The organism is Marinobacter caseinilyticus (assembly GCF_011074955.1).
Classification (GTDB): Bacteria; Pseudomonadota; Gammaproteobacteria; order Pseudomonadales; family Oleiphilaceae; genus Marinobacter; species Marinobacter caseinilyticus.
Map to the genome: position 1 here is coordinate 167,545 of NZ_WUQJ01000020.1, position 21,551 is coordinate 189,095.

At 53.0% G+C, this 21,551-nt stretch carries 21 protein-coding genes (1 of these 21 running past the window's edge); 6 read left to right on the forward strand and 15 right to left on the reverse strand.

All coding sequences use genetic code 11. The features are described from left to right. The first annotated feature begins 119 nt into the window (after window positions 1-119). Complete coding sequence (trxC, locus tag GRX64_RS10110) at window positions 120-557, forward strand: thioredoxin TrxC (protein ID WP_166266771.1); 438 nt, start codon at window positions 120-122, stop codon at window positions 555-557. Window positions 558-577: 20 nt separating this feature from the next. On the opposite strand, the gene GRX64_RS10115 is transcribed toward trxC, so the two are convergent. From GRX64_RS10115 to GRX64_RS10155, 9 genes are all read right to left on the reverse strand, one after another. Beyond that, window positions 578-961: a PaaI family thioesterase gene (locus GRX64_RS10115; RefSeq protein ID WP_207308778.1), complete on the reverse strand. Its 384-nt coding sequence runs from the start codon at window positions 959-961 to the stop codon at window positions 578-580. Window positions 962-1,368: 407 nt separating this feature from the next. Then, window positions 1,369-1,860, reverse strand: coding sequence for a c-type cytochrome (locus GRX64_RS10120; RefSeq protein WP_207308770.1), 492 nt, complete (start codon window positions 1,858-1,860; stop codon window positions 1,369-1,371). Window positions 1,861-2,191: 331 nt separating this feature from the next. After that, complete coding sequence (locus GRX64_RS10125; RefSeq protein WP_166266775.1) at window positions 2,192-2,737, reverse strand: hypothetical protein; 546 nt, start codon at window positions 2,735-2,737, stop codon at window positions 2,192-2,194. Between the two features lie 358 nt (window positions 2,738-3,095). Further along, entirely contained in the window at window positions 3,096-3,476 is a 381-nt protein-coding gene (locus tag GRX64_RS10130; protein WP_166266777.1) for a cupin domain-containing protein, read from the reverse strand. Window positions 3,477-3,914: 438 nt separating this feature from the next. Continuing rightward, entirely contained in the window at window positions 3,915-4,484 is a 570-nt protein-coding gene (locus GRX64_RS10135; protein WP_166266779.1) for a hypothetical protein, read from the reverse strand. A gap of 221 nt (window positions 4,485-4,705) precedes the next feature. Continuing rightward, window positions 4,706-5,101 (reverse strand): ribonuclease E inhibitor RraB, encoded by a 396-nt coding sequence (locus GRX64_RS10140; RefSeq protein ID WP_166266781.1) that lies wholly within the window; start codon window positions 5,099-5,101, stop codon window positions 4,706-4,708. 902 nt (window positions 5,102-6,003) lie between these two features. Next, on the reverse strand, window positions 6,004-6,489 hold the full coding sequence (locus tag GRX64_RS10145) for an acyl-CoA thioesterase (protein WP_166266783.1): 486 nt from the start codon (window positions 6,487-6,489) through the stop codon (window positions 6,004-6,006). 683 nt (window positions 6,490-7,172) lie between these two features. After that, the gene (locus GRX64_RS10150; RefSeq protein ID WP_166266785.1) at window positions 7,173-7,610 is read right to left on the reverse strand and encodes a VOC family protein; all 438 of its coding nucleotides are present in this window, start codon (window positions 7,608-7,610) and stop codon (window positions 7,173-7,175) included. Between the two features lie 16 nt (window positions 7,611-7,626). Continuing rightward, a complete protein-coding gene (locus GRX64_RS10155; RefSeq protein ID WP_166266787.1) occupies window positions 7,627-8,496 on the reverse strand; it encodes a polysaccharide deacetylase family protein in 870 nt (289 codons plus the stop codon). Between the two features lie 331 nt (window positions 8,497-8,827). Here GRX64_RS10155 and GRX64_RS10160 point away from each other — a divergent pair, with 331 nt between their 5' ends. From GRX64_RS10160 to GRX64_RS10175, 4 genes are all read left to right on the forward strand, one after another. Then, window positions 8,828-9,835, forward strand: a complete 1,008-nt coding sequence (locus GRX64_RS10160; protein ID WP_235937615.1) for a TRAP transporter substrate-binding protein — start codon at window positions 8,828-8,830, stop codon at window positions 9,833-9,835. A gap of 6 nt (window positions 9,836-9,841) precedes the next feature. Beyond that, the gene (locus tag GRX64_RS10165) at window positions 9,842-10,396 is read left to right on the forward strand and encodes a TRAP transporter small permease (protein ID WP_235937617.1); all 555 of its coding nucleotides are present in this window, start codon (window positions 9,842-9,844) and stop codon (window positions 10,394-10,396) included. Continuing rightward, window positions 10,389-11,669: a TRAP transporter large permease gene (locus tag GRX64_RS10170; RefSeq protein WP_166266789.1), complete on the forward strand. Its 1,281-nt coding sequence runs from the start codon at window positions 10,389-10,391 to the stop codon at window positions 11,667-11,669. The genes GRX64_RS10165 and GRX64_RS10170 overlap by 8 nt, the downstream gene beginning before the upstream one ends. 251 nt (window positions 11,670-11,920) lie before the next feature. Then, entirely contained in the window at window positions 11,921-12,844 is a 924-nt protein-coding gene (locus GRX64_RS10175; RefSeq protein WP_166266791.1) for a LysR family transcriptional regulator, read from the forward strand. A 96-nt stretch (window positions 12,845-12,940) separates the two neighbouring features. Here the strand turns inward: GRX64_RS10175 and GRX64_RS10180 are convergent, their stop codons facing one another. The 4 genes from GRX64_RS10180 to GRX64_RS10195 form a co-directional block, all read right to left on the reverse strand. Beyond that, window positions 12,941-16,027 (reverse strand): Ig-like domain-containing protein, encoded by a 3,087-nt coding sequence (locus tag GRX64_RS10180; protein ID WP_166266793.1) that lies wholly within the window; start codon window positions 16,025-16,027, stop codon window positions 12,941-12,943. A gap of 849 nt (window positions 16,028-16,876) precedes the next feature. Then, window positions 16,877-17,377, reverse strand: coding sequence for a pyridoxamine 5'-phosphate oxidase family protein (locus GRX64_RS10185; protein ID WP_166266795.1), 501 nt, complete (start codon window positions 17,375-17,377; stop codon window positions 16,877-16,879). An 87-nt stretch (window positions 17,378-17,464) separates the two neighbouring features. Continuing rightward, window positions 17,465-17,767, reverse strand: coding sequence for a type II toxin-antitoxin system RelE/ParE family toxin (locus GRX64_RS10190; protein ID WP_166266797.1), 303 nt, complete (start codon window positions 17,765-17,767; stop codon window positions 17,465-17,467). Continuing rightward, window positions 17,755-18,012 carry a type II toxin-antitoxin system Phd/YefM family antitoxin gene (locus GRX64_RS10195; RefSeq protein WP_022990189.1) on the reverse strand — a complete coding sequence of 86 codons (258 nt, stop codon included), beginning with the start codon at window positions 18,010-18,012 and terminating at the stop codon, window positions 17,755-17,757. The genes GRX64_RS10190 and GRX64_RS10195 overlap by 13 nt, the downstream gene beginning before the upstream one ends. Before the next feature lie 338 nt (window positions 18,013-18,350). Between GRX64_RS10195 and GRX64_RS10200 the strand changes: the two genes are divergently transcribed. Beyond that, window positions 18,351-19,277, forward strand: a complete 927-nt coding sequence (locus GRX64_RS10200) for an IS110 family RNA-guided transposase (RefSeq protein ID WP_166266799.1) — start codon at window positions 18,351-18,353, stop codon at window positions 19,275-19,277. 55 nt (window positions 19,278-19,332) lie between these two features. On the opposite strand, the gene GRX64_RS10205 is transcribed toward GRX64_RS10200, so the two are convergent. Next, window positions 19,333-19,956 (reverse strand): hypothetical protein, encoded by a 624-nt coding sequence (locus GRX64_RS10205; RefSeq protein ID WP_166266801.1) that lies wholly within the window; start codon window positions 19,954-19,956, stop codon window positions 19,333-19,335. 79 nt (window positions 19,957-20,035) lie between these two features. Further along, window positions 20,036-21,551, reverse strand: partial view of an AAA family ATPase gene (locus tag GRX64_RS10210; RefSeq protein ID WP_166266803.1) — the 3' portion only. 1,121 nt of this gene lie beyond the right edge of the window; only the last 1,516 of its 2,637 coding nucleotides appear in the window; its start codon lies off the right edge, out of view — the gene reads right to left on this strand; it ends in the stop codon at window positions 20,036-20,038.

Here is a 21,551-nt window from a genome sequence, read left to right on the forward strand (position 1 = left end):
CGACAAGTGGCCCGAACCGGCCATAGCTTAACTCAATGTCTGTGTTTAAACGTGCCGTATTGATTCTTCGGGCCGCCGTCACCACTGTATCGGTATTCATTGACCAATGAGGCACCCCCATGTCTGACACCGTTCATATCGCCTGCCCTCACTGCCTGAAAAGTAACCGGGTTCCCGCCAGCCGAATAGCCGACAAGCCACGCTGTGGGGCCTGCAAACAGGCGCTGGTGGACGGCGACCTGGCCGAATTGACCGATGCTGGCATGGCACGTTTTCTCAACCAGTCCGACCTGCCGGTACTGGTGGACTTCTGGGCCAGTTGGTGCGGCCCCTGTAAAGCCATGGCCCCGGCGTTTCAGAGCGCGGCCCGGCAGTGGGGCGGCAAGGTCGCCTTTGCCAAACTCAACACCGAACAGGCCCAACAATCGGCCGCCCACTTCGGTATTCGCAGCATCCCCACGCTGATTCTGTTCCGCAACGGCAAGGAGATTTCACGCCAGAGTGGCGCCATGACCGCGCCCCAGTTACAGCACTGGCTGCAGGGCCAACTGGGCTAAAGGGACAGCCCAGGTGCAGCTCAGCGATCGTTGCGGGGCGGAATTGCGTACGTGCCGACCGCGTGGGCAACCGGCTCCTCGTTGCCTTCCGAGTAGAGCAGTACATCGCCAACCGCGAGGGAACGGCCGCATTTGATCAGCCGGCACTCCGCAACGATGTCCTTGTCCGCCGCCGGCTTCCGCAGGAAACTGATGTTCAGATTGGTGGTCACGGCCAGTGGCACAATGCCGATTTCACCCAATATCGCCACATAGAGCGCACAATCGGCGACCGCCATCATCACCGGCCCCGATACTGTGCCGCCGGGACGCAGTTCATCGATTCCGATCTTGTGGCGCACGGTCGCCGACCGATCACCCACATCATCAATGAGGATGTTGCTTTGCGGAAAATCCGCCGCCATGAATTCACAAATTTGCTGCTTGGTGGCCACAACGACTCCAGATCAGATTGAGTGTGGGATTCTAAACTGCGTTCCACTCTACACCATTGCGTTGTCGTCTTGACGGCCCGCGGCGTTGCTCTTTTTCGGAGTTACGAGTGTGTCCGCCGAACCGGGGACGTCCAGGTTAGGCCTGAGGGGGCTGTCAGCCCTGTCTTCTGGGCACGTACAAACATCCGGAGCAGGACAAGTTAGGGCAAGTTCAAACCGGCTGTTTGTCAAACAAGCGAGGGCAGCATCGGGCTCGGTAAAACCGGGACGAATGTGTTTCAGGCCTGCTCACGTGACGCCATTGAAGGCCCGTTGAGCTGAGCCGCAACCAGCAACTTTCTGTCCCGGTCGTATTGATTGGGATTGTGCACAGAGCCTCACTCCTCCTGCGGCTCCACCAACTGGAAGTAAGCGGTCTTGGGTGTTACACCGGGCTCCAGGGCCGCTGGGGCTTCAGTGCCCTCAACCGGCAAAGACCGAATGAAGGCGTAGATCGCCCGAACATCCTGCTCTTCCATTTCATGCAAAGCCCACCACGGCATGGGCGGTCTTGGTTTGGCGGTTGTGACCACAGAAACCCACTCGTCTTCATCCATCTGGCTGGCAAACAGCCGCAGGTTGATCGGATAGGTCGTGCCCCAGGGGCCGTGCCAGCCTAGGGTGTCGCCCATTAACCACTGGCTTTCCGGCAACGTACCCTCACTCGGCATGTAACCGGACGAATGGCAGTCGTTGCAACCGGACATCATGATCAGATAACGCCCCCGGTCAATTTGCGCCTGATCACGGCTGGAAGAGTCGGCCAACATGGCGGCCGGAAGAATGGCACACAAAGACAACGTTACCGCCAATAACAGAGAACCTTTCATAGGGACCTCCACTATCAGAACTGAACAGCGTTAAACGGAAATTGACGAAGCACTCAAAGGTGCGCATCGGCACGCCTTCAAGAATGGATGAAATGATCTTTGCACCAGGGTGGTCCCAAAACGACCGACCCACTCATGGATCGACCCTTTCTTTCCTTGACCGGAAGGTAGTTCTCAAATTATCACCGCGGTGAACATTCAACAAGTGAGGAATTGAGGCTCGGCACCGAATAACCCGCTGTTCATGGCCGACGGTCAGGGTGCTGGGGCGCTCGATACTATCCTGGTCGCTCACAGCAAGCCCTTGATCTGTGTTATCCAATTGATACGCTCAGTGCTTACAGTGCGCCCTGAACCAATGCTGAATTTCTGTGGCCTCGTATTCAAGCTGGACGCCATTCAGGAGATCGGGAATCACGTGTCGGTACTTTACCTGAAAAAAGTGGACAAACTCGTGGACCAAACTGTCCAGTCTGGAGCTTTCGAGAACCAGGATGGTATTTTGATCGGGGAAATAGTACGGGAACATGGCGTGAAAGGGGCCGGCGGTCTGTCTTAGCCAGAGATTGAATTCCTCCTCAGTCAATTCAAGGTCGGTCAATATGGCTGGCATGGGAACCGTGCGATCAATCGTGATCCCCATTTTCCGGGCCACCATCAAAAATAGTTCGTTGCTGTACTGCCTGAAATTTGAAATATCCTTGATCTGCGAGGTCGGGAAGCACTCACTAACACCACCACCGTTGACGAGGCTCTCTTCCTGAGCCGTGCCATTCGAGGGCATGAAGGAAATCAAGGAAATCAGCGACACCCATACGCCCGCTCTGACAACAGAGAGCGGGGGCGCCCCGCCACACAGTCCCTTGCTGCTCTTCATCCCGACCTTACCCTGATACCCGCCGCATGACTCGAGTAGCGCCCCAACGAACGTCTCGCCCTTTATTGCGGGGTTGGCCTGTGAGCGACCCCTGTTCCCTGGGTCCTGGTTTCGGTGTCGCGAGAGTCAATGCGGATCAGGTTTGGCGCCCGGCAAACGGCGAGCGTTTCACAACCGTGTTCTCACACATGCTCCACCCTGTACACAGACCTACGGAGCCTACCGGATGTTCCAACAATGCAAATTCCATTCATCGCTAATGCCAGACACTTGCACAAAACGCATACACCAAGCCACGATCTTGCGGCAACGCCACGCTTAAAAGTGTCCGACCTCAGCACTGGGTCAGGCGCCGGTTTCACGACGCCGAATCCCTGTCCCACACTATATTTTTCTTGGACCTGTCAAAATACGGAGCAAACACGGAAAGCGCTGCAAAACGTTGCCCTGCTTCGAGTATCGGGCCATGTAGCGTGTTTTGGGGAATGAAGACCACGTCGCCTTTATGCACTTTCTTAACTTCGTCACCCACTTTAAAGTCAACGTTGCCTTCAATGATAACGAGTATCTCGTCGTGATAATTTTGAGTATGAAGTGCATTGCCACTGTCACGAACGATTCCCACGTTTGCCGTCAAATGCCGACCATCAAAAACGAACGCCCTTTTGATCGGATCATTTTTGGTCGATTCATCGGTTTCGAGCCGCTCAACTATCTGATTGAGGTTTTTAAAGTACATCACTTTAGTTTCCTCCCGAGACGATTACTTGGGCGCCCAACGCCCGGCACTGAGTGCCCGGATAAGTAAATCCAGTGCTATAACTTATTAAATGCGGGGTTACCCGAAAGTTCCATCCCTCGCAGCTCACTCAGATCGTCTTCTCTTTGCAGATTGCACGAGCCTGATCCCGGGACGCGGGAAACCGTGAACAAGTTTTGCGGTCATTGAGGCCGAAAAGAACCGAACTCAGCAATCATTCTAAAACCGTTCCCTGCACTTAAGGCCTGATTCCGTCCGAGGCCCAGGCTTTAACGCGGAGCTTGGTAGCAAATTGGGGCCGGCAAGTGGCGGGAAAACAGTGCGGCAGCAGCGGTTAGTAAAATGGCTATCGTTCACCATCGAGCCCAGGCCCAGCCTGGTGTCATCTGGCTTTACCGGTTGATTATTGAAAGTGCATTAACCGGCACTATCCACATGCTCCATGGCTTTATTGACAAAGCCATTGCAAAACACTGACCCGTAGCCACTCAGCAGCAAAGCAGGTGCTACAAAGATTGCGAGAAAACCTGCAGTAAACACAGATTCTGGAGCGGCACCCGACTCAAACCGCAGGACACTGCTCAACAAAATGCCAACGAATGCAGCCAGGGCGAATCGGCGAACAAACGTGAGCTTCGCGGCTCTGGTGAGCGACATTGTTTTTCCGGAAATGGTCGTAAACAATGTCCCTAACACATAAAGAACCAACGAAACCCCGCCCGCGAGGTGCATGACAGCTTCTACTCCATCAACATCATTTGGCCCAACCTGACTCTGGTCAGAACTAAAAACCAGCAGCCCCCCGGTCTCCATTGGTGCAAAAATATCACCGCCCCAGCTTACTAGCATGTCCAGGACAATAATGGTGGCGTCCTGTGAAAACAGGGAAACCACCAACAGACTCGCACCCGCCCAAACCGCCAATGAAACAGAGGTCATCAAATATCCCAGGTAACTTAATAACTGCTTTAACAACAGCCGCATCATGGGTGATCGCGGGACGCTGAATGTGAATTCGAATGTAATATTAGACAAACGCTCATTTCCTTCCATTTAACTGTTTGGGCCTCGCCACAAACAACACGCCCCCTTGGCGCATGAGCACTAATCTTCATCAGCTCAGAAGCCTTTGATGTGGGTTCCGTAGGAGACCGAGGGACGTTACATTCAGCCGGGGAAGTCCACAGCGAAGTTAATTGGCTTGTTAATTATTCAACAACTGGAGTGCCCCAGCCATCGTAGTCGGCATTAAATCTGTTCGCTAACTTCAGCATTATAGAGTTTTCAGTATTTATGATTTTAATATCTAAAACAGTGTCACTAATTAAATCACCATACCAATAATGTGTACCTTCATGAACGTTATCACCAACATTGGCAACACGGTAACCAAGAGACTCACCGTTAGCCATTAGCCCCTTAAGCGAATCAGCGCTATAGCAGTAGAAATGGTGTTCAAGAGGGTGTGGCTTGTTTGGATCAGAACCCGCATCAATGAGCGCTTGGATTATTTTTTCATTCATTTCCACATTCGGTGGAAATTCAGTTGCTTGAGTTCCACTGAAACCCAGGGCGGCTATTACTGACATTAGAAGTTTTCGCATGACTCTCCTTACGCATTGACCGCTGGACACAGGTGCTGCTACGTCAGAGGCTTCCTGCGGTCATCGGCCACAGATTGAAGCGCCTTGTTAATGGTCAGTGCCCGGGTGATTAATTCCTGACACTGAAACCCGACGGCTCTGCGCTAAACAGTTTGCACTGTCCCTGGTCCATCGCGCGAGGAACCAGAACACGAAACGGACGAATTTTTCAGTCTTTTACGGAGAGAAATACCGAATAGCGGCAAGTACTTGCAAACAACCCCCTGCCCTAGTGTCTGAATCCTTTCCGGGGCCTTGATTATTGACAGATGCATGGCCGCCCCTGCACCCACGCTATCAAGCTGCCGCCTCGAACCACTTCGGAATCCAATGGCGTTGCTTGACCGCAGGGGCAGTCCATGTCGCTTTTGTTCGGCGGTGGCCTTGGCATAACAAAGCGAAGAAAAGTCACTCGGTGGCAGCTCTTCAGGGCCGTAACGTACTGGCATGATTTACTATGTGTTTCACAGGTAGCCCGACTGATCCAAGGTGTATGCAACAGCAAAGATCGCGACAACCACGCCAATGAGAACAAGCGCCGTTTTAAGCTTTTTTGCGGTCGATGCCAAACCACCCTCGGCCAGATTCATCAGGTGCGGAGTCAATTTGGAATTCGCTCTCTGCTTGCGTTCGAAACCATCGGAAGTGTCCGTTCATTTCCTTGATCTCATCCCGTATTTCGACGAGTAATTTCTCCGTTTCCCTATCCGCCATTTTTGATTCCTATGAACACATAACGTTGATGGCAACCGACGCCAGGAGTGTAGCGAAAAGAGTTAAACGCTGTATGCTTTTGGCCTCCGGTGGGCCGTCTGGCTAGCTGCTTCGAAGTCCAAGTCATGGGTCTGTCCCGTTACTCGCGGCTAGGATTCTGGTTGATGAAGGGCCTTATAACGCTCCGCTAACTCAACTCGAATGGCACGGCGTTCCTGGCCGTTGGCAAAGCGCCGGATTTGATCATCAGTGCGTGGTTTCAGTTTCGGCACATTGACAGCCTTTCCATTCTCATCCACCGCCACCATGGTGAAAAAGCAACTGTTGGTGTGTCTGACCAGTTTCTCACGAATGTTTTCCGTGATTACTTTAATGCCCACCTCCATTGATGTGCGCCCTGTGTAGTTGACACTGGCCAGAAAGGTAACCAGCTCACCGACATGAATGGGTTGGAGAAACATAACCTGGTCGACGGACAGGGTCACGACATACGCACCTGCGTAGCGACTGGCGCACGCATAGGCCACTTCATCAAGACACTTAAGCAAGGTGCCACCATGCACATTGCCAGAAAAGTTGGCCATGTCCGGCGTCATTAAAATGGTCATGGTCAGCGTTGTCGATTCGAGTTCCATAATGCGCTCTTGGTTATTTGGTCCTTCAACGTATGCGTAAACGATGCGGCGGCCTAAAACCGGCTGGCGATTATGGCCTCGTTAAACACTAGCACGGTCATTTACACTTTGCCCTGTATGCAGCGCAGGATTGCCTGATTGACAATTGCTTGCGTCAGTAAAAGACGCTTTCCAAACTAATCCAAAAGACTCCATCTATCCACCGGCGGCAGCTCTACCTAGCTGGGGTCCAGTGTGTCCGGATCACCGACTATTTGAGCGCGACTCTGCGCCTCTCTCAACATACATTCCTCAGGCGCCCCACTTAACGAATCCGTGATATCAGAAACGAAATATTAAATTTACTCGGTCGTCAGTGGGCCATTTGCGTCAAAAGACGGCACAGATGAAAGCAGCGCATTTGAAGAATGGTCGCCAGCGCTGCTTAGAATTGCGACAAGCATACACACCAGGCTTGTTATCGATCTCACAACCTGGAAGCCTTTTCAAATTATACTGCGCGAATGCAGCATGGAGGGGGCAAAGAGAGTTCCAAAAGAGTTCAAAGAGAGGCCAAACGCAAAATCGCCAAAAACATTTTTTGCGGACGTATCATCGGTTCCTTTTATCACTTTCAGGACTGATAACTTTCAAGACACACCCGTTCATGCAACCGTTGCAACGCGGAGCACAGCGGCGGCCCGTCAGGGGTGCCCAGCGACTGGTTGCCCGGGTTCATCGGAAGGCCCGACCCAGAACAATGGATTATGGGCTATTTCCCATAGAAAGCCGTCAGGGTCGGAAAAATACCCTGCATAGCCACCCCACTCAGTCTTTCGGGCGGACTTGGTGACAGTAGCGCCGGCGGCGACAGCTTGGGCCATTACCTGGTCAACTTCGTGTTCGGAACCAACATTATGCGCCAGACTGAACCCGGCGAATCCATTGGTGGCGCCATCTACCAATGCGTCCGCTGCCAGGGCATCACGCCCGTACAAAGCCAGCCAGGTGCCGTTCAAAGTAAAAAACGCGACTTCCGGGGGAGAGTCCATTCGAGGAAAACCAATGCCCGTCTCATAAAACCTTATCGAACGCTGCAGGTCACTCACGCCCAATGTAATCATGCTGATCCGTGGTTTCACGATTTCCCCCTCAGGCTCAGCCGCCGAAAAGCGGCCGCACATAATTGAATATCTGACTTCTGGTCGTTAACCAAAGATTTTTTTCCTGGGAGCAACGCTTCACAATTTCCTCGAAGGCCCAGGCCCCGGCTGGCCGGCCGTAACAGTGACCATGAACGATCACATCCAGAATCAGCGTTTCCCGGTCACTCGCGAGCAGCTTGTCCAGCGTGCTCAAAAACATCTGCACAAATTGCTCTGGGGTCCTCCCGAATCGCATGGCATGAGGCAGATCGTTAAAATCAATAGTGACCGGAATCGCCATGATTTCGCTATCGGAGAATCTTTGAAGATAGGGTAAATCGTCGTCCAAGGCGTCTCCATGCCATTGGTAGCCATGCTGTGAAAGTCGGTGCTGCACCTCCAGATCCGAGGTTATTCTTGGACTGATCCAGCCATAAGGTCGCTCGCCCGTTGCACGTTCAATAAGTTGAGTCGATGTCACTATGTTGTCTTCTTTCTCCTGATGGTTCAAATAAGGAAAAAGTACATTCTGCCCATAACTGTGGCCTATTATTTCATGTCCGATCTCAGAGAGTCTCCTGAGCGTAGACGGATGATGTTCAGCAACCAGGCCAGACGTGAAGACACTCGTGGCAACGCCATGGCGCTCTGCAATATCAAATAATCGGCTACAGCCGGCGTTGGCATTATATCGTCCATAGCTATCCGCATTCGGATCAACCGCGTCGCCGGAAAGAACATTGCCCATCGGGTTGACGCTGGAGCATGCACCAGGCGTCCACATTTCATAAGCAACATTGAAAATGACGGCCAACCTTTTATTATCAGGCCATAGAAAATCATTATGTAAACGCTCAGCTTCACATGAAATAACGTGAGTCATATTATTGTCCTTTCAGGCCCATGATCATGGCAGGATTATTATCGGCCAAAATATATCTCTTGTATAAAAATAATAAAAGTATTTTTGTAAATACAATTTCATGCATTTTAAAGTGCATTTAATTCATACAACCAACCTGAATGATATGCAAATCATGCTGAATAATATTAAGTTTGCGCTTATATTTTCTCTGCTCTATATTCTGATCGCCGACTGAAATCGGAGAACAATAAATGAAATCAAGATTGGTAAAATGGTGTTAGCCGATAAAACAACAACGGCCATGAAGCCTTAACTTGATTTCCAGTTTGCTTTGCACCGGAGAAAAACCATGAAAATTATCAATCATAATTATCTGATGTCTGCGTTGGGCAGCTTCGCCGTTGCTGTTTTGCTGGGCACTGCGGCCGCCAGTCATGCTCAGACTACGATCAAGCTTGGATGGACCACCGCCGACAGCAAAGTGGATCCGTATGCGATTGCCGCCCATTACTTTGCCGAGGAGCTTGAATCTGCGGCACCCGGCGAATTCAACGTCCAGTTTTTCCCGAATCATCAGTTGGGTGATGACACCGCCATGTTGCAGGCCATGCAGTTCGGAACCATGGGAGCGGGCGTCATTACCGGGACCCAGGTTGGCACACTGGAGTCTGCGTTCCAGCTCAATGACCTTCCGTTTCTTTACGCCAATAATCGCCAGGCACACAAGGTGCTTGACGGCGAGGTCGGCCAGAAGCTGATGTCGCTGCTGGATTCCAAAGGCATTGTCGGGCTTGGATTTCCTGAAGCCGGCTTCCGCCATACCATCAACAACAAAGGACCAATCCAGACGCCCGCGGACTTTAGCGGCGTGAAACTCCGGGTTCAGCCCAGCGACCTGTTCATTGCCAGCTTTCGCGCCATTGGCGCAAATCCGGTGCCGATGGCCTGGAGCGACGTTTTCACCGCCGTTCAGCAGGGTACCGTCGACGGTCTGGAAATCCCGCTGCCTGTGATATTCGCCAATAAGTATCCCGAGGTAACGGACTACCTGTCATTGACGAGCCATACCTACAATGCCCTGGCCCTGCTCATGTCCAAACAAACCTTTGAAAAACTCTCTGCGGAGAACCAGGCACTCGTTCGCCAGGCCGCCAAGCGCGCCATCAAGCGCCAACGCGAAACGGTCGCCGCCAATAACGAAGGGGTTCTTGAGCAAATCCAGGCGGCCGGCATGTCGGTCAATGAGGTCGACAACGTTGACGCCTTCCGGAGCATGGTTTCCAGCGTCTACGATGAATACCGCGGCAAAATCGGTGCGGACCTCGTCAACAAGGCACTCGAGCAAGTGGCAGAGTAACGGCCTTTGCCACGATCAAATCCCGGCGACATTGCGACTCGTCAACTCGGAGCCATTCAGATGTATCGCTATCTCGATAAGGTAGGACAGTACTTGGCGTACGGGTCCCAGGTCGCCGGGGCTTTGACCGCCTCGGTAATGGTTGGAAGTCTCCTGCTCGGCGTTTTTTACCGATATATACTCGGCGACTCCCTGGTGTGGAGCGATGAAGTCGCCTCCCTGGCGTTCACGTGGACCGTATTCCTTTTTGCCAGCACCCTGGTCCGGGATCACGGGCATGTGCGCATCACACTGCTGGTGGATGCGCTGCCGCCGCTGATATCCGAGGTGGTTGAAAGAAGCATCATGCTGCTTATTCTCGGGTTCGGCCTCCTGATGCTTTGGACCGGCTGGAACTTCGCTGAATTCACTTCTGGCCAAGTCTCTCCGGCCGTCCGATACCCGGTCTGGATCAAAAATGCCGCCGTGCCAGGCAGCGGCCTTCTCATCAGTTTTCATGCTCTGGTTGTTGTCCTTCGCCCAGCGCCCATTCGCAACGTAGGGGAACCTGAACATGGGTGACATTGGCGCAATCATGATGATTGGACTCATCGTCTTGCTGGCATTAGGTGTGCCGATAGCGTTTACGATTGGTCTGCTCGCCGCTATCGGTATCTGGATGGCGGACATCAACCCGATGATCTTGCCCCAACAGTTTATTGCCGGCAGCAGCGTGACAAGCCTGCTTGCCATCCCCGGCTTCATACTGGCGGGTGAGCTCATGAGTGCCGGGGGCCTGTCTCGGCGGTTGGTTCGCGTCGCTGAAACGTTCTTCGGGCATCTGACCGGTGGCCTTTCCATGTCGACCGTGGCCGCGGGCACTTTCTTTGGCGCGATTTCCGGTTCCGCCCCGGCCACCACCGCGGCCGTGGGCTCAATAATGATCGATGAGCTTGAGAGCCGGGGTTACCAACGGGGATACGCAGCGGCGCTTTCCACCGCGGTCGGACCGCTGGGGCAAATGATTCCCCCGTCGATCCCGATGGTGATCTGGGGTGTGCTTGCGGAAGAATCGATCGCCAAGCTTTTCCTGGCGGGCATCCTGCCCGGTTTGATTGCAGCCGCGGGATTTTGCATCGTGAGTGTTCTTTACGCCCGCTACTACGGCGTCGCGAAGGAGACCCGTGCCACGGGCAAAGACATCCTGTTTGCGCTGAAAGACGGCATCTGGGCCCTGCTTGCCCCCATTGTCATCCTCGGTGGCATCTACAGCGGGATGTTCACCCCAACCGAAGCGGCCATGGTGGGCGCGCTCTACAGCGCTGTGGTCGGGCTGTTTCTATACCGGGACCTGGGGTGGCGGGAAATGCCATCGATCCTGATGAGCTCCATGAGAACCACCGGCGTCATCATGTTTATAATCGCCGTCGCCTATGGCTTCGCCTGGGTCATGGCCAGCGAACAGATCCCGGCCCGTCTCACCGAGGCGTTGCTTCTGCTCACAGACAATCCGATTATTCTGCTGCTTATCATTAACGTTCTGCTGCTTTTGCTGGGCGCGGTGATGGACAACATTTCTGCGATGGTCATCCTTAGCGGGGTACTCATCGGACTGGGTCAGCAAATTGGCCTGGACCCGATTCAGCTCGGCGCCATGGTGGTCATCAACTTTGCCGTAGGCATGGTGACACCTCCCGTCGGCTACTCGATTTTCGTCGCCTCCAGCATCAGTGGCCTGAACGTTGAAACCATTGCACGGCATATCTGGCCGTTCATGCTGGTTCTGATCACGGTTGTTGCCCTGGTGGCTTATGTTCCCGCAATTACCCTTTGGCTGCCGGAAAAGTTTGGCTAGTCTGACGCCCTGCCCTGTCTTTGAAGCCTGATGCCCCGGTGACCAGATCGCCGGGGATGGCCGCCCACTCCCGTTCATCACCCGTTCCCGCCTGAGTCCCAGTGCCCCTCAACCTCAGTATCTGGTTACCCGCATGGCAACCGTGCTGCCGAGCGTGAGAGCAACCCTCTGTGGCGGAATCCTCGCCGGTCTGCGAGACTCCGTGAAGACTTAAAAAATAAAACAAACACGAGCTGCGAGACTGTACGTCTATGGTGAACTTAAGGGATTTTGATCTTAACTTGCTGGTTATTTTCAAGAACATCATGGAGCAGCGGTCAATTTCAAAGGCCGCAAACGAGCTGGGGTTATCACCTTCCGCGGTAAGCCATGCCTTGGGGCGCTTACGCGGCATGCTCAACGATCAGTTGTTCTACCGGACGGCGAAGGGACTTGAACCCACGGACAGGGCCAAAGAGATTATTGTCCAGGTTGAGGACGGTTTAGCCTTTCTGTCGAATGCTATAAGCGCTCAGCAACAGTTTGTACCCGCAGACTCAAACAGAGTGTTCAGTATGCAGGTCGCTGATTATTTCTCGGGATTTTTCCTGCCGAGTTTCTCCAGCAGGATTCGCACGGAAGCACCCAATATCACCATAGATATTCTGCCTTTTTCCATTTCCACCGAAAGCGTATGGGATCGGGTTGACGTGCAAATCAGACTGACACCAGGTCGGTTAAAACCAAAAGCCGTGCGCAGTAAAAGGTTAATGGCGGACGATGTCGTGGTGATTATGCGGCCAGACCACCCCAGCGCCGCCGAGCCCATGACAGCGGAGTTATACGCCAGCTTACCGCATGTAAAGCTTTCACAGTCTTCAACGGGCACCACGGTCATTGACGATGCCCTCGCTGAACGAGGCCTCCAGAGGCATTCTGCTTTGATCGTCTCCAGTTGGGATACCATTCCCGACCTACTGCTGAAAACTGACTTGATTGCCATTGCACCGAGTCGCCTTTTGTCCCTCGATCCTCGTCTCAAAGAACTCAAATCGGCGCCTCTGCCGTTGGAGGAAGTGGTGTTCTCCTTTGACCTCTGTTGGGACAAGAGCTCAGAGAACGAGTCAGGCCATAAATGGTTATGCGAAACCATCGTAGAAGTCTTTAATTCTGAAATCAGGCAGATTGATCAATAATGGGTGCGAACGTAAAACAGGGTCAGGTCTTGAATCGTGCGATTGTGTGCAAGATCAAAACCTGACCCTCAGTGAAATACCCGGCCCGATGAGGGATTACGGCACGTATAACGTCGCCTTGGTACTGAACAGAGAGACATCCTGCGTTGCACCGACGTCCCGCAACACGAAACTGGCGCCTGCATCCGCTGAAATGGCAAGGCCGTCGCTGGTGCCAACGTAAAGGACGTTGCCAAAGCTTCCCACGTACTCAACATTGAACGCACTCAGCCCTTCCAGGGCGGTGTTAATACTGAAACTGACGCCCTCATCGGTAGACACATTGAGATCGGTGGCGATGGCCGCGTACAGCGCATTGGCATCGGCATACAGGTCCCAGATGGCACTGACGCCCAGGCCGGAGTTGGCGCTGTTGCGGACCACCCAGTTGGCCCCCCCATCGGAGGTCACACTGATGCCGTCGCCGCCGCTGTCACTGCCCGCGTACAGCGTCGAGCCATAGGAGGCCAGGGTCTCGATGCGGTCCGTCGCCAGCCCGTCCGAGGCATACAGGCTTTGGTAGGCCACGCCGCCTTTGGTGGCAGGCAGGGACAAGCCGCCATCGGTGGCAATAAACAGGGTTCCGTTGAGGTTCTCCAGGTCGTTGACGGTGTTATCGGCTAAACCATCTGCCACGGTATAGCGGGTAAAGCCGTTGCCATTGTCAATCGATTCGGCAAGGCCGTTGTCCGTTGCCACGTACAGTGTGCTGCCGACAAAGGCGAGATCATTGAGCCGAGTACTACCCAGCCCCTGCGCAATGGACCGCGTTTCGAAGGTGACCCCGTCGTCGTCGGAAACACTCAGGCCGCTGTAGCCCGACACAAACAGCCGTCCACCGGACGCGGCAATGTCACGGACAATGTCCGCGGACAGTCCCGGCAATGAGAAACTGGCTCCACCATCACCGGTCACGGAGAGACCACCCCCGCCGCTGATCATCACCTGACCGCCACCAGAGGTGATGGATGTAACCAGATCGGCGCGCAAACCGTCTGCGGCTGTTACCGCGGCCCCGAAGCTGATGCCGCCATCATTGGAGACAAACAGTCGAACGTCAGTCCCGACCGACTCCTTCGCCGTGACGAACACATCGGTACCAGCCACTGCCAGTTGCAGCGGAAACTGCATCGTAATGGGCGCATTGGAAAAGCTCTGGCCCTGATCCGCCGAGGTGGAAACGCCGGCCCCGGTGAGCACATACCAGATGCCGTTAACACTGCAGGCGTCGTAGACGTCATCGGCCGCCAGGCCATCGCCGCTGTTGTAGAGGGTGAAACTCTCACCGTTGTCCGCTGACACAGACAGACCGGCATAGCTGCTCACAAAGACCAGACCTTCACACTGGCGGACGTCCAGCAAGGTGCTGTCCGGCAGGCCTTCCGCCACCCCCAGCGCCCCAAAACTCACGCCATAATTGCGGCTCACAAACAAGTCGGTGGAGGCAATGGCAAACAGGTCCTTGCCGGCAAACGCCACGGCGGTCACGCTGCTCGACGCCAGCCCGTTGCCACTGTCGCTGTAGTAGTAATCACCAAAGGTATCGTCGGTAAACACCACGCCCTCGGAGGAGGCCAGCGCCACCCGACTGCCCTGTGAATCGATATCGTTCAGCAACAGGTTCGAGGAAAACCGGGAGTCCACGTTCACACGGTGCCAGCTCAGCCCATCATCATCGGAGTAGAGCACAACATCATTCGAATCGCCCCACAAACGGCCGGACGCCGAGTCGTGGGAAAGATGTTCGGAGGCACTGGGATCCAGGCGCTGGAAGTCGTCCGCCTCAGGCCCGGTGCCGACCATCAGCCCATCTTCGGCGCCGACATAGAGCAGGCCCTCGTCAGACACCATGTACAGAGACTCCTTGACCGGCTCGGCGTTACCGGCAAGGTCCTCGGCATAGTAGCGGAGCCGCGTCACACCTTTCGGCAACGAAATGGCGCCGCTGGACGGCCCCTCAACCAGGGTGCCATTGACAGGCGACAGCGCGGGATTACTGCCATCGGTGGTGTACACCAGCCGGGCGCACCCGGAGGTGGCATCGGTACAACTCAACATCACGTCAAGGGATGTACCGGGATAGTAACCCGGCGCCTGGGCCCCAGTGGTTTGCGGGGCGACACAATCCGATGTCACGGCGAAGGAGAACTGTTCTGGCGCCGCCAGAGTATTGCCGGCCCTATCGGCAATGCCAATGTCCAGCGTCGCCTGGTAAACCGTGCCGCACTCAAGACGCACCAGCGGGTCGAGTGTCGCGGTGTAGCTCATCTCGTCATAACTGACCGTGCCGGGCATGCCGTTATCAAGATAAAAACTGCCTTCGTTGATGGTGGCCGGATCAATTGCCTCACTGAAGGTCACGACCACATCGGTGTTACGCGGCACGTCGGTCGCATCCGCCAGGGGGACGGTGGGCTGGACCACTTCCGGTGGTGTCAGGTCAACCGTGTAGACCTCTTGCACCTCCGGCTCGGCCCGGCCGGCATTATCGACGGAATAAAAACGCAGCACCGTCACGCCGCCACCGATACGGATCGAACCGCTATACGGTATCGACGGCTCACTGCCATCCGTCGAGTAGTAGGTGTTCGCGCAACCGGACCCCGCACCGTCATCACAGCTCAAAGTCACGTCAAGCTCCGTATTGAAGAGTCCTGACGTGCGCGACGGTGTGGTCGTAGGCGCGGTCAGATCCTGCGTCTGGAACGACCAGACATACGCGGACGGCATCGGATTCAGCGCTCTGTCAAAGGCCTGGATGTTTGCCTGGTAGCCGGTGTATTCCAGCAAGGGGGAATCGGGCGTAAACACTGCAGTCCTGCCGCTGTTCTGCAGGATAACGTCGCCAAAAACCGGACTGCCGCCGGACTCGGACAGCTGGAAAGTGGCTCTGACAGAGGTCAGGTCGACGGACTCGTTAAACGTCACGGACAAGGCTGAACCAAGCGCTACGCCGTCCTGCGAATTCGCGGGGGAGGTCGAAACCACCGACGGGGGCGTTAAGTCTGTTGAACCCCCACTGCCACTGCCTCCACCACCACTGGTAACAGAATCAGTACCGTCGCTGCCACCGCCCCCACCACAGGCAGCCAGCGCAGCAGAAAGAAACACCCAGAGAAACGACCTCTTGGAAAAACGTATCATGGAGCCACCCGTGAAAGCATTTTGTTATAGACAAAGGTTATAAATAAGAAGCTAGCAATTAATGACCACGGGCAAAACGGCTTCACACCAGTTATGCAAACTCTGTCACAAAGACGAGGGCGGCCAGGGCCTCTGGATCAATCACTGGAGAAAGGAATCAGGAAGAGATTCATCGGGTACTGAGGGCGCCTTGTTACACCGCCCGTGGCATACAGCTACTTGATCAAGGCCTGAAGTCGGTCATGCTTAGTCACGGACACTTAACGCCGAAGGTTATCAGCGCCGGAACGCGGCAAACGAACCCAAAAGCGCCCCGCTTTTAGTGTCCGGTTGACGGGCCGGTTGACTGCACGCTTAAACGCTATTGCTTCCAGAATTCCCACCACCATTGACGGTGACGCGAATTCATTTCTTTTGCGCGGTCATAGCAAGCACCACACAATAAAGTAATGCCAGCAAAGGATTCGGATTCATCATTCCATTCGCCAACGCGATTCACCGTTTCCTCGCAGGCCGAACACCAAGAATCTGGCCGGGGGTTATCTGGGCGTTCCTCTGACGACCAAAAACCTCTTGGTAGTCCGTCTGTGAGACTTTGCACTATGTGTTGGCAAACAAACGTCGCCTGCTGTTTTCCGTGCTCACAGCATTCAACACAGTGTTCCTCGCTACTCATTGGGATTGCCTTTTAACGCCATAATTTGCGGGCGATTGAAGCGAAGTGTAAACCGCTCCGCAAGATTGTTTTGTTATTAAATTTGTCAATTTTTCCTACCACTACTGCGGGGGGGGGGGGATTACCGAGGGAACCAAAAGCGGTACGCTTTTGGTGTCTGGTTGACCGCCTGGTTATGCATGCTCCGACCACATCCCATCCATCATCACTGGGTAGGTGATGGGTTTGTAGTGGGTGAAATCAATATCCCTGACATGGGTAAAGTCAGTCCAAAGCAGCCGCGCCCCTTTCATCCAATGAGACGGCTTAACCCGCTTTTCTATCCTCTCGATTTCTTCGGGTGTGGCTTCACGAACAGGCCCAACTTTGCCATAGAGCCTCACACCCGGTGGAGCAACGAAACGGCCTTTTAACAGCGACTTTAACCAGAAGAAGCGGCCCGCATTGACTGCCATGATGCAAACATCAGGGTTCTGGTCGATGTTTTTACCCAAGGTCTCGGCGTAATGATCAAAGAAATATCCTGTCTGATCATCGCGGAGAAAGACAGTGCCGATGGGGGTAATATGGGGAGTGTTATCGGGATTAACGGTTGCGATAGAACAGTAGATACTCGAAGCCTGACCTTGTTCTAATACCGACTTCACTTTCTGCCAGTCGTCCTTGATGTTCATTGTTACTCCTTTTGTGCATATCGCTGAGCGCACCGGTGGCCTTGACGTAGCGAAGCGGAGACAAGGGCATCCGAGTGACGCGCCTGGTTAGCTGCTCCCAAGCATGTAAGCACGAAGCTGCCTCTCCTCTCGCATGACATAGAGGACAAAAACTCGCTTCACATCCTCACGATAAAAAATGCGACATGGTGGAACGACGACTTCCCTATATACAGAATTAGGGAGCTCTGGAGGAATCCGCCCGGATTGGTGGAAATTTTCCAAGCAGTCGGTTTTATCGAAAACTTCTTCTACCAGGCGGCTTGCGGCGGCAGGATTATCCAGAGCAATGTACTCTGCGATTGCGCTTAACTCTTGAAGGGCCGGCTCAGTCCAGATTACTTCAGCCATTTACTCATTTTCTCCCTGGCCTCACTTTGGCTGTACGTTCTTCCCTCAAGTACAGCACGCTCTCCTCGTGAGAGCCCCTCAAGCAGCTCAAGCCGACGCTGCATGAACTCGTAATCCTGCACATCAACAAGATAAGCCGATGGCTGGCCATGTTCCGTGATCAGTACCGGCTCTTTAGACAGGTGCAGGTCTGCCAAGATTTTTGTAGCTTGACGCTTAAGGTTTGTAACAAGCTCAACTTTCATGGCCTCACCCTGATTCAAATTGATAGTGACACTATAGTATCACTTTGCGGGTGAGGCAATTACAGCTAACGCCAGCCAGCGCGGCTACGAAATTAAGTCGAAGCCGCAATGGAGTAGACGTCGCCGTGCCTGGCCTTGTATGGATAATTTCTGCGTTGTTTGGGTAAAGTGAGGCCCACCCCCAGTGGCCGCTGGGGCCTTCGTGCAGCAGCTCGATGATGGCAGGCTCCTCATTCGAGAGACCGGTAACAAGTGCGTAGCGCTGCATGACTCTCAAGCGATAACTCGAACAGTCATCGGGGCCTCGAGCCCGTATAGCAAGGCAGAGTCAGCTTATTATGAACAACATCGAAAGCCAAACCTCCGTTAACATCGGTGTCGACGTCGGTAAAGCCAACCTTGATATCGCTCTCCATCCTTCCGGACAGTTTTATTCAATTCCCAACAGCGAAGCCCACATTCGCCGGTTCGTAAAAATCCTCGGAAACTACGACATTGAGCGCATCGTCGTGGAAGCCACAGGGCGACATGAACACGCCCTGGTTCAGGCTTGCGATCAGGCCGGCTTGCCCATCATCGTCGTCAACCCAATCAGTGTCAGGCGTTACGCCCAAGCGATCGGCGTGCTTGCCAAAACCGACCGGATTGATGCCCAGGTGATCGCCAAATATGCCGCCACACTCAAGCCGGAATTCAGGCCGATCCCGGACAAAACATCTCAAAAGATCAGAGACTTATTAGCCAGACGGGCTCAGCTTATGGAGATGTCCACCATGGAGAAAAACCGTCTCCAGATCATGCCAAAACCCCTTCACCGATCCATTAAAAGCCTGATCAGAATGCTCCATAGTCAAATTGAAACCGTCACCCGACAGATCGAGCAGGAAGTAGCCAAAGTGGAGCATTGGCGTACCAAAATGGAGATCATGACCAGCGTGCCCGGTGTGGGCAAGGTGCTCGCCTACACCCTTCTAAGTGAGCTTCCTGAACTCGGTTCGCTGAACCGTAAGGAGGTTGCTGCGCTCGTAGGTGTGGCACCCATCAACCGGGACAGCGGCAAGCTCAATGGCAAGCGGAGAATACGCGGTGGCCGCCACAGAGTTCGCACGGTCATGTTCATGGCCATGCTCTCATCCATCCAATGCAACCCCGTATTCAAGCGCTTTTATGAGCGCCTGAAAGCCCAGGGGAAGATCCCGAAAGTAGCCCTCATCGCCTGCATGAGAAAGATGATTGTGGTGTTAAATACCATGATAAAAAGCTAGGAATCATGGCGAGGCGAAATGGCTTAATTTATGGCATTGACACCACAGTCACTTGTTAAATGCTTCCATCTCCGAATTTCTGTCGTCCAGCGCGAACAAACTCTTGGTGCTTAGCTACTACCTCATCTGCCGCATCGCCTATTTCCTCGGCCTCTTTCTGAAACTCAAGTTCTCGCTGATGACCACCTTCGTAGTGATCAGGGCGAACAGCCTGAAATCCATACTTGTTCGGAGATGTGTACTTGCCAACTAACGTATTGAATTTCCGGGCAGCCGTATAGAGTTGAACTTTTAGCTCTTCAACGTCTTTATCCTGGAACTCATGCTCTGCATTACCCCATTCATACAAAAATTCTTCGATGAGATTGATCTCATCTCGTTTGAACGAGCCCAAGAAATCATGAGTTTTCAGAAAATGGATTACCCCAGTGCTTGGCAGTAGCTCAAGAAGCTGCTTGAACAGAAATACGTCCGAGGGGTGGGCACCGGCGGCCTCTTCCTGAGTTTTGCGAGCGCCAGAATGGTCCTTCCAGTCAAACCCGACAAAAGCACCTAGCGATGCAAGAAAAACTACGATGGGTTCCCACTCAAAAGACCACCCCACAGGATTCCAAAAGAACCATGCTACCGTAGCCATAATACTCGCGAGGGAGAGATATTTTGCGACTTGCATCTTCATACTCATACTCATTTAACGCCTCAAACACCGGCGCAGCTTTGCTGCGTCCGAGTGCTTTGACTTGTTATGTGCTACTTGTTTATCGCCCATTTTGAAGATCCGTTAACGCTTGATCTAAATTACCCACAGCTTGGACAATAGTTTCAACAGCCGAGCGATCGAACTCGCCATCTCGCTGAGAATCATGGGTGCCACTATTTAGGTATCCCCATTCTATTGAACCGCCAGCCACTCCTAACAATGCATCCAGAGCTCCAATAGAGGAAATAACTGCATTAGACTGAATCGGATTCCTTCTCAAAGAAGAACGAATTTTACTGCACTTATTATTCAACTCCCACGGTGACCGTGGCCCGCTAAGCTTAAGTTCAATACGCCCATCTCCACGTCTTGCCATCCAAGTCCATAACCGGTCCGTTAGGCTTTCTATAGCTGCCCGAGAGTTATAAAGGGCTTCTCGTTTATCATCATTAGCGAATGCTTGCTGAGCTTTAAGATTGTAGTTCTTTGAGGGAGGATTAGTGTCAACACGTAAATGATGCTCCCCTTGATGCGGCAAAAATTTATAAAAAGCTATATCACCTGCCCTTGCCGCCCCAAGCTCTTGTTGAATTCTATGAATAAATTCTTCAGCGTGAGATGTTAAGATGATCTGCTTTCCATCCAACAAACCATCTTCAAAGAATGTTCTCCAGATCCCATTTCTATGATCATCATCAATAGCATTTACTACGTCATCAAAAATAACGAGAGGACAATCTTCCTCAATATTCTTTGCGAGCAATATTGCCAAACCCAAACACTTAATGTGCCCTTCGCTGAGCAGTGTTAACGCATCATAACGAATTCCCAGTTGTCCCTGAAACTCCAGTTCAATTTTTCCATTTTCAGCAATTGGTAGCCAAAGGTTTTGTAATAAGTCTACTGGCAAGTCATCACGGTTGAATGAGTTGTATAGGTCACGAGCTCTTTGACCCAAACCTTGAAGCAATTGAGATGGTAGATCGCGTAGATATTCTTGGACCTCTCGTAAAAATCCATCATATGACCTTTTAACTCTGTCATGGAATTCGACCACTTGCGCCTCAGAAGCGACTAACTCAATTAGCTCTCTATTAGCCTCATCAAAATTGGAAACAGTTGTTCTTGCTTCTGTTAGCTCACTTTCTGCAGTTTGCCGTATTAATTTTGCTCTCTCTATCTCGATGCGATATCCATCAAGTCTAGTTCTTTCTTCAGCTAGCTGTTGGCGTTGAGCGAGAGCTTCGCGAGCTTTAACATCGGATCTTTCAATTTCCGCACATAGATTTATCAATGCATTCCAACACTTATTATTGTCATTAACCCATGCCTGCAGCCATTGACCAGTTGATGTCGGAGGCAAAACTGGTAACACACTCTCTCTGAGCATTTGAGGGCAAACTTGAGCTGCCGCATTAATTGTATTAACCATCAATTGATGTAAGTTTCGCATCGACTCATTCAATGCGTCATTTTGTTCTTTTGCTTGTTCTTGCAAACCGGCTAGTTCACCAAGTTGTTCAAGACCAGTGGTTGCAGCCTCATATGGATTTTTTACTACGGACTGGAGGTTA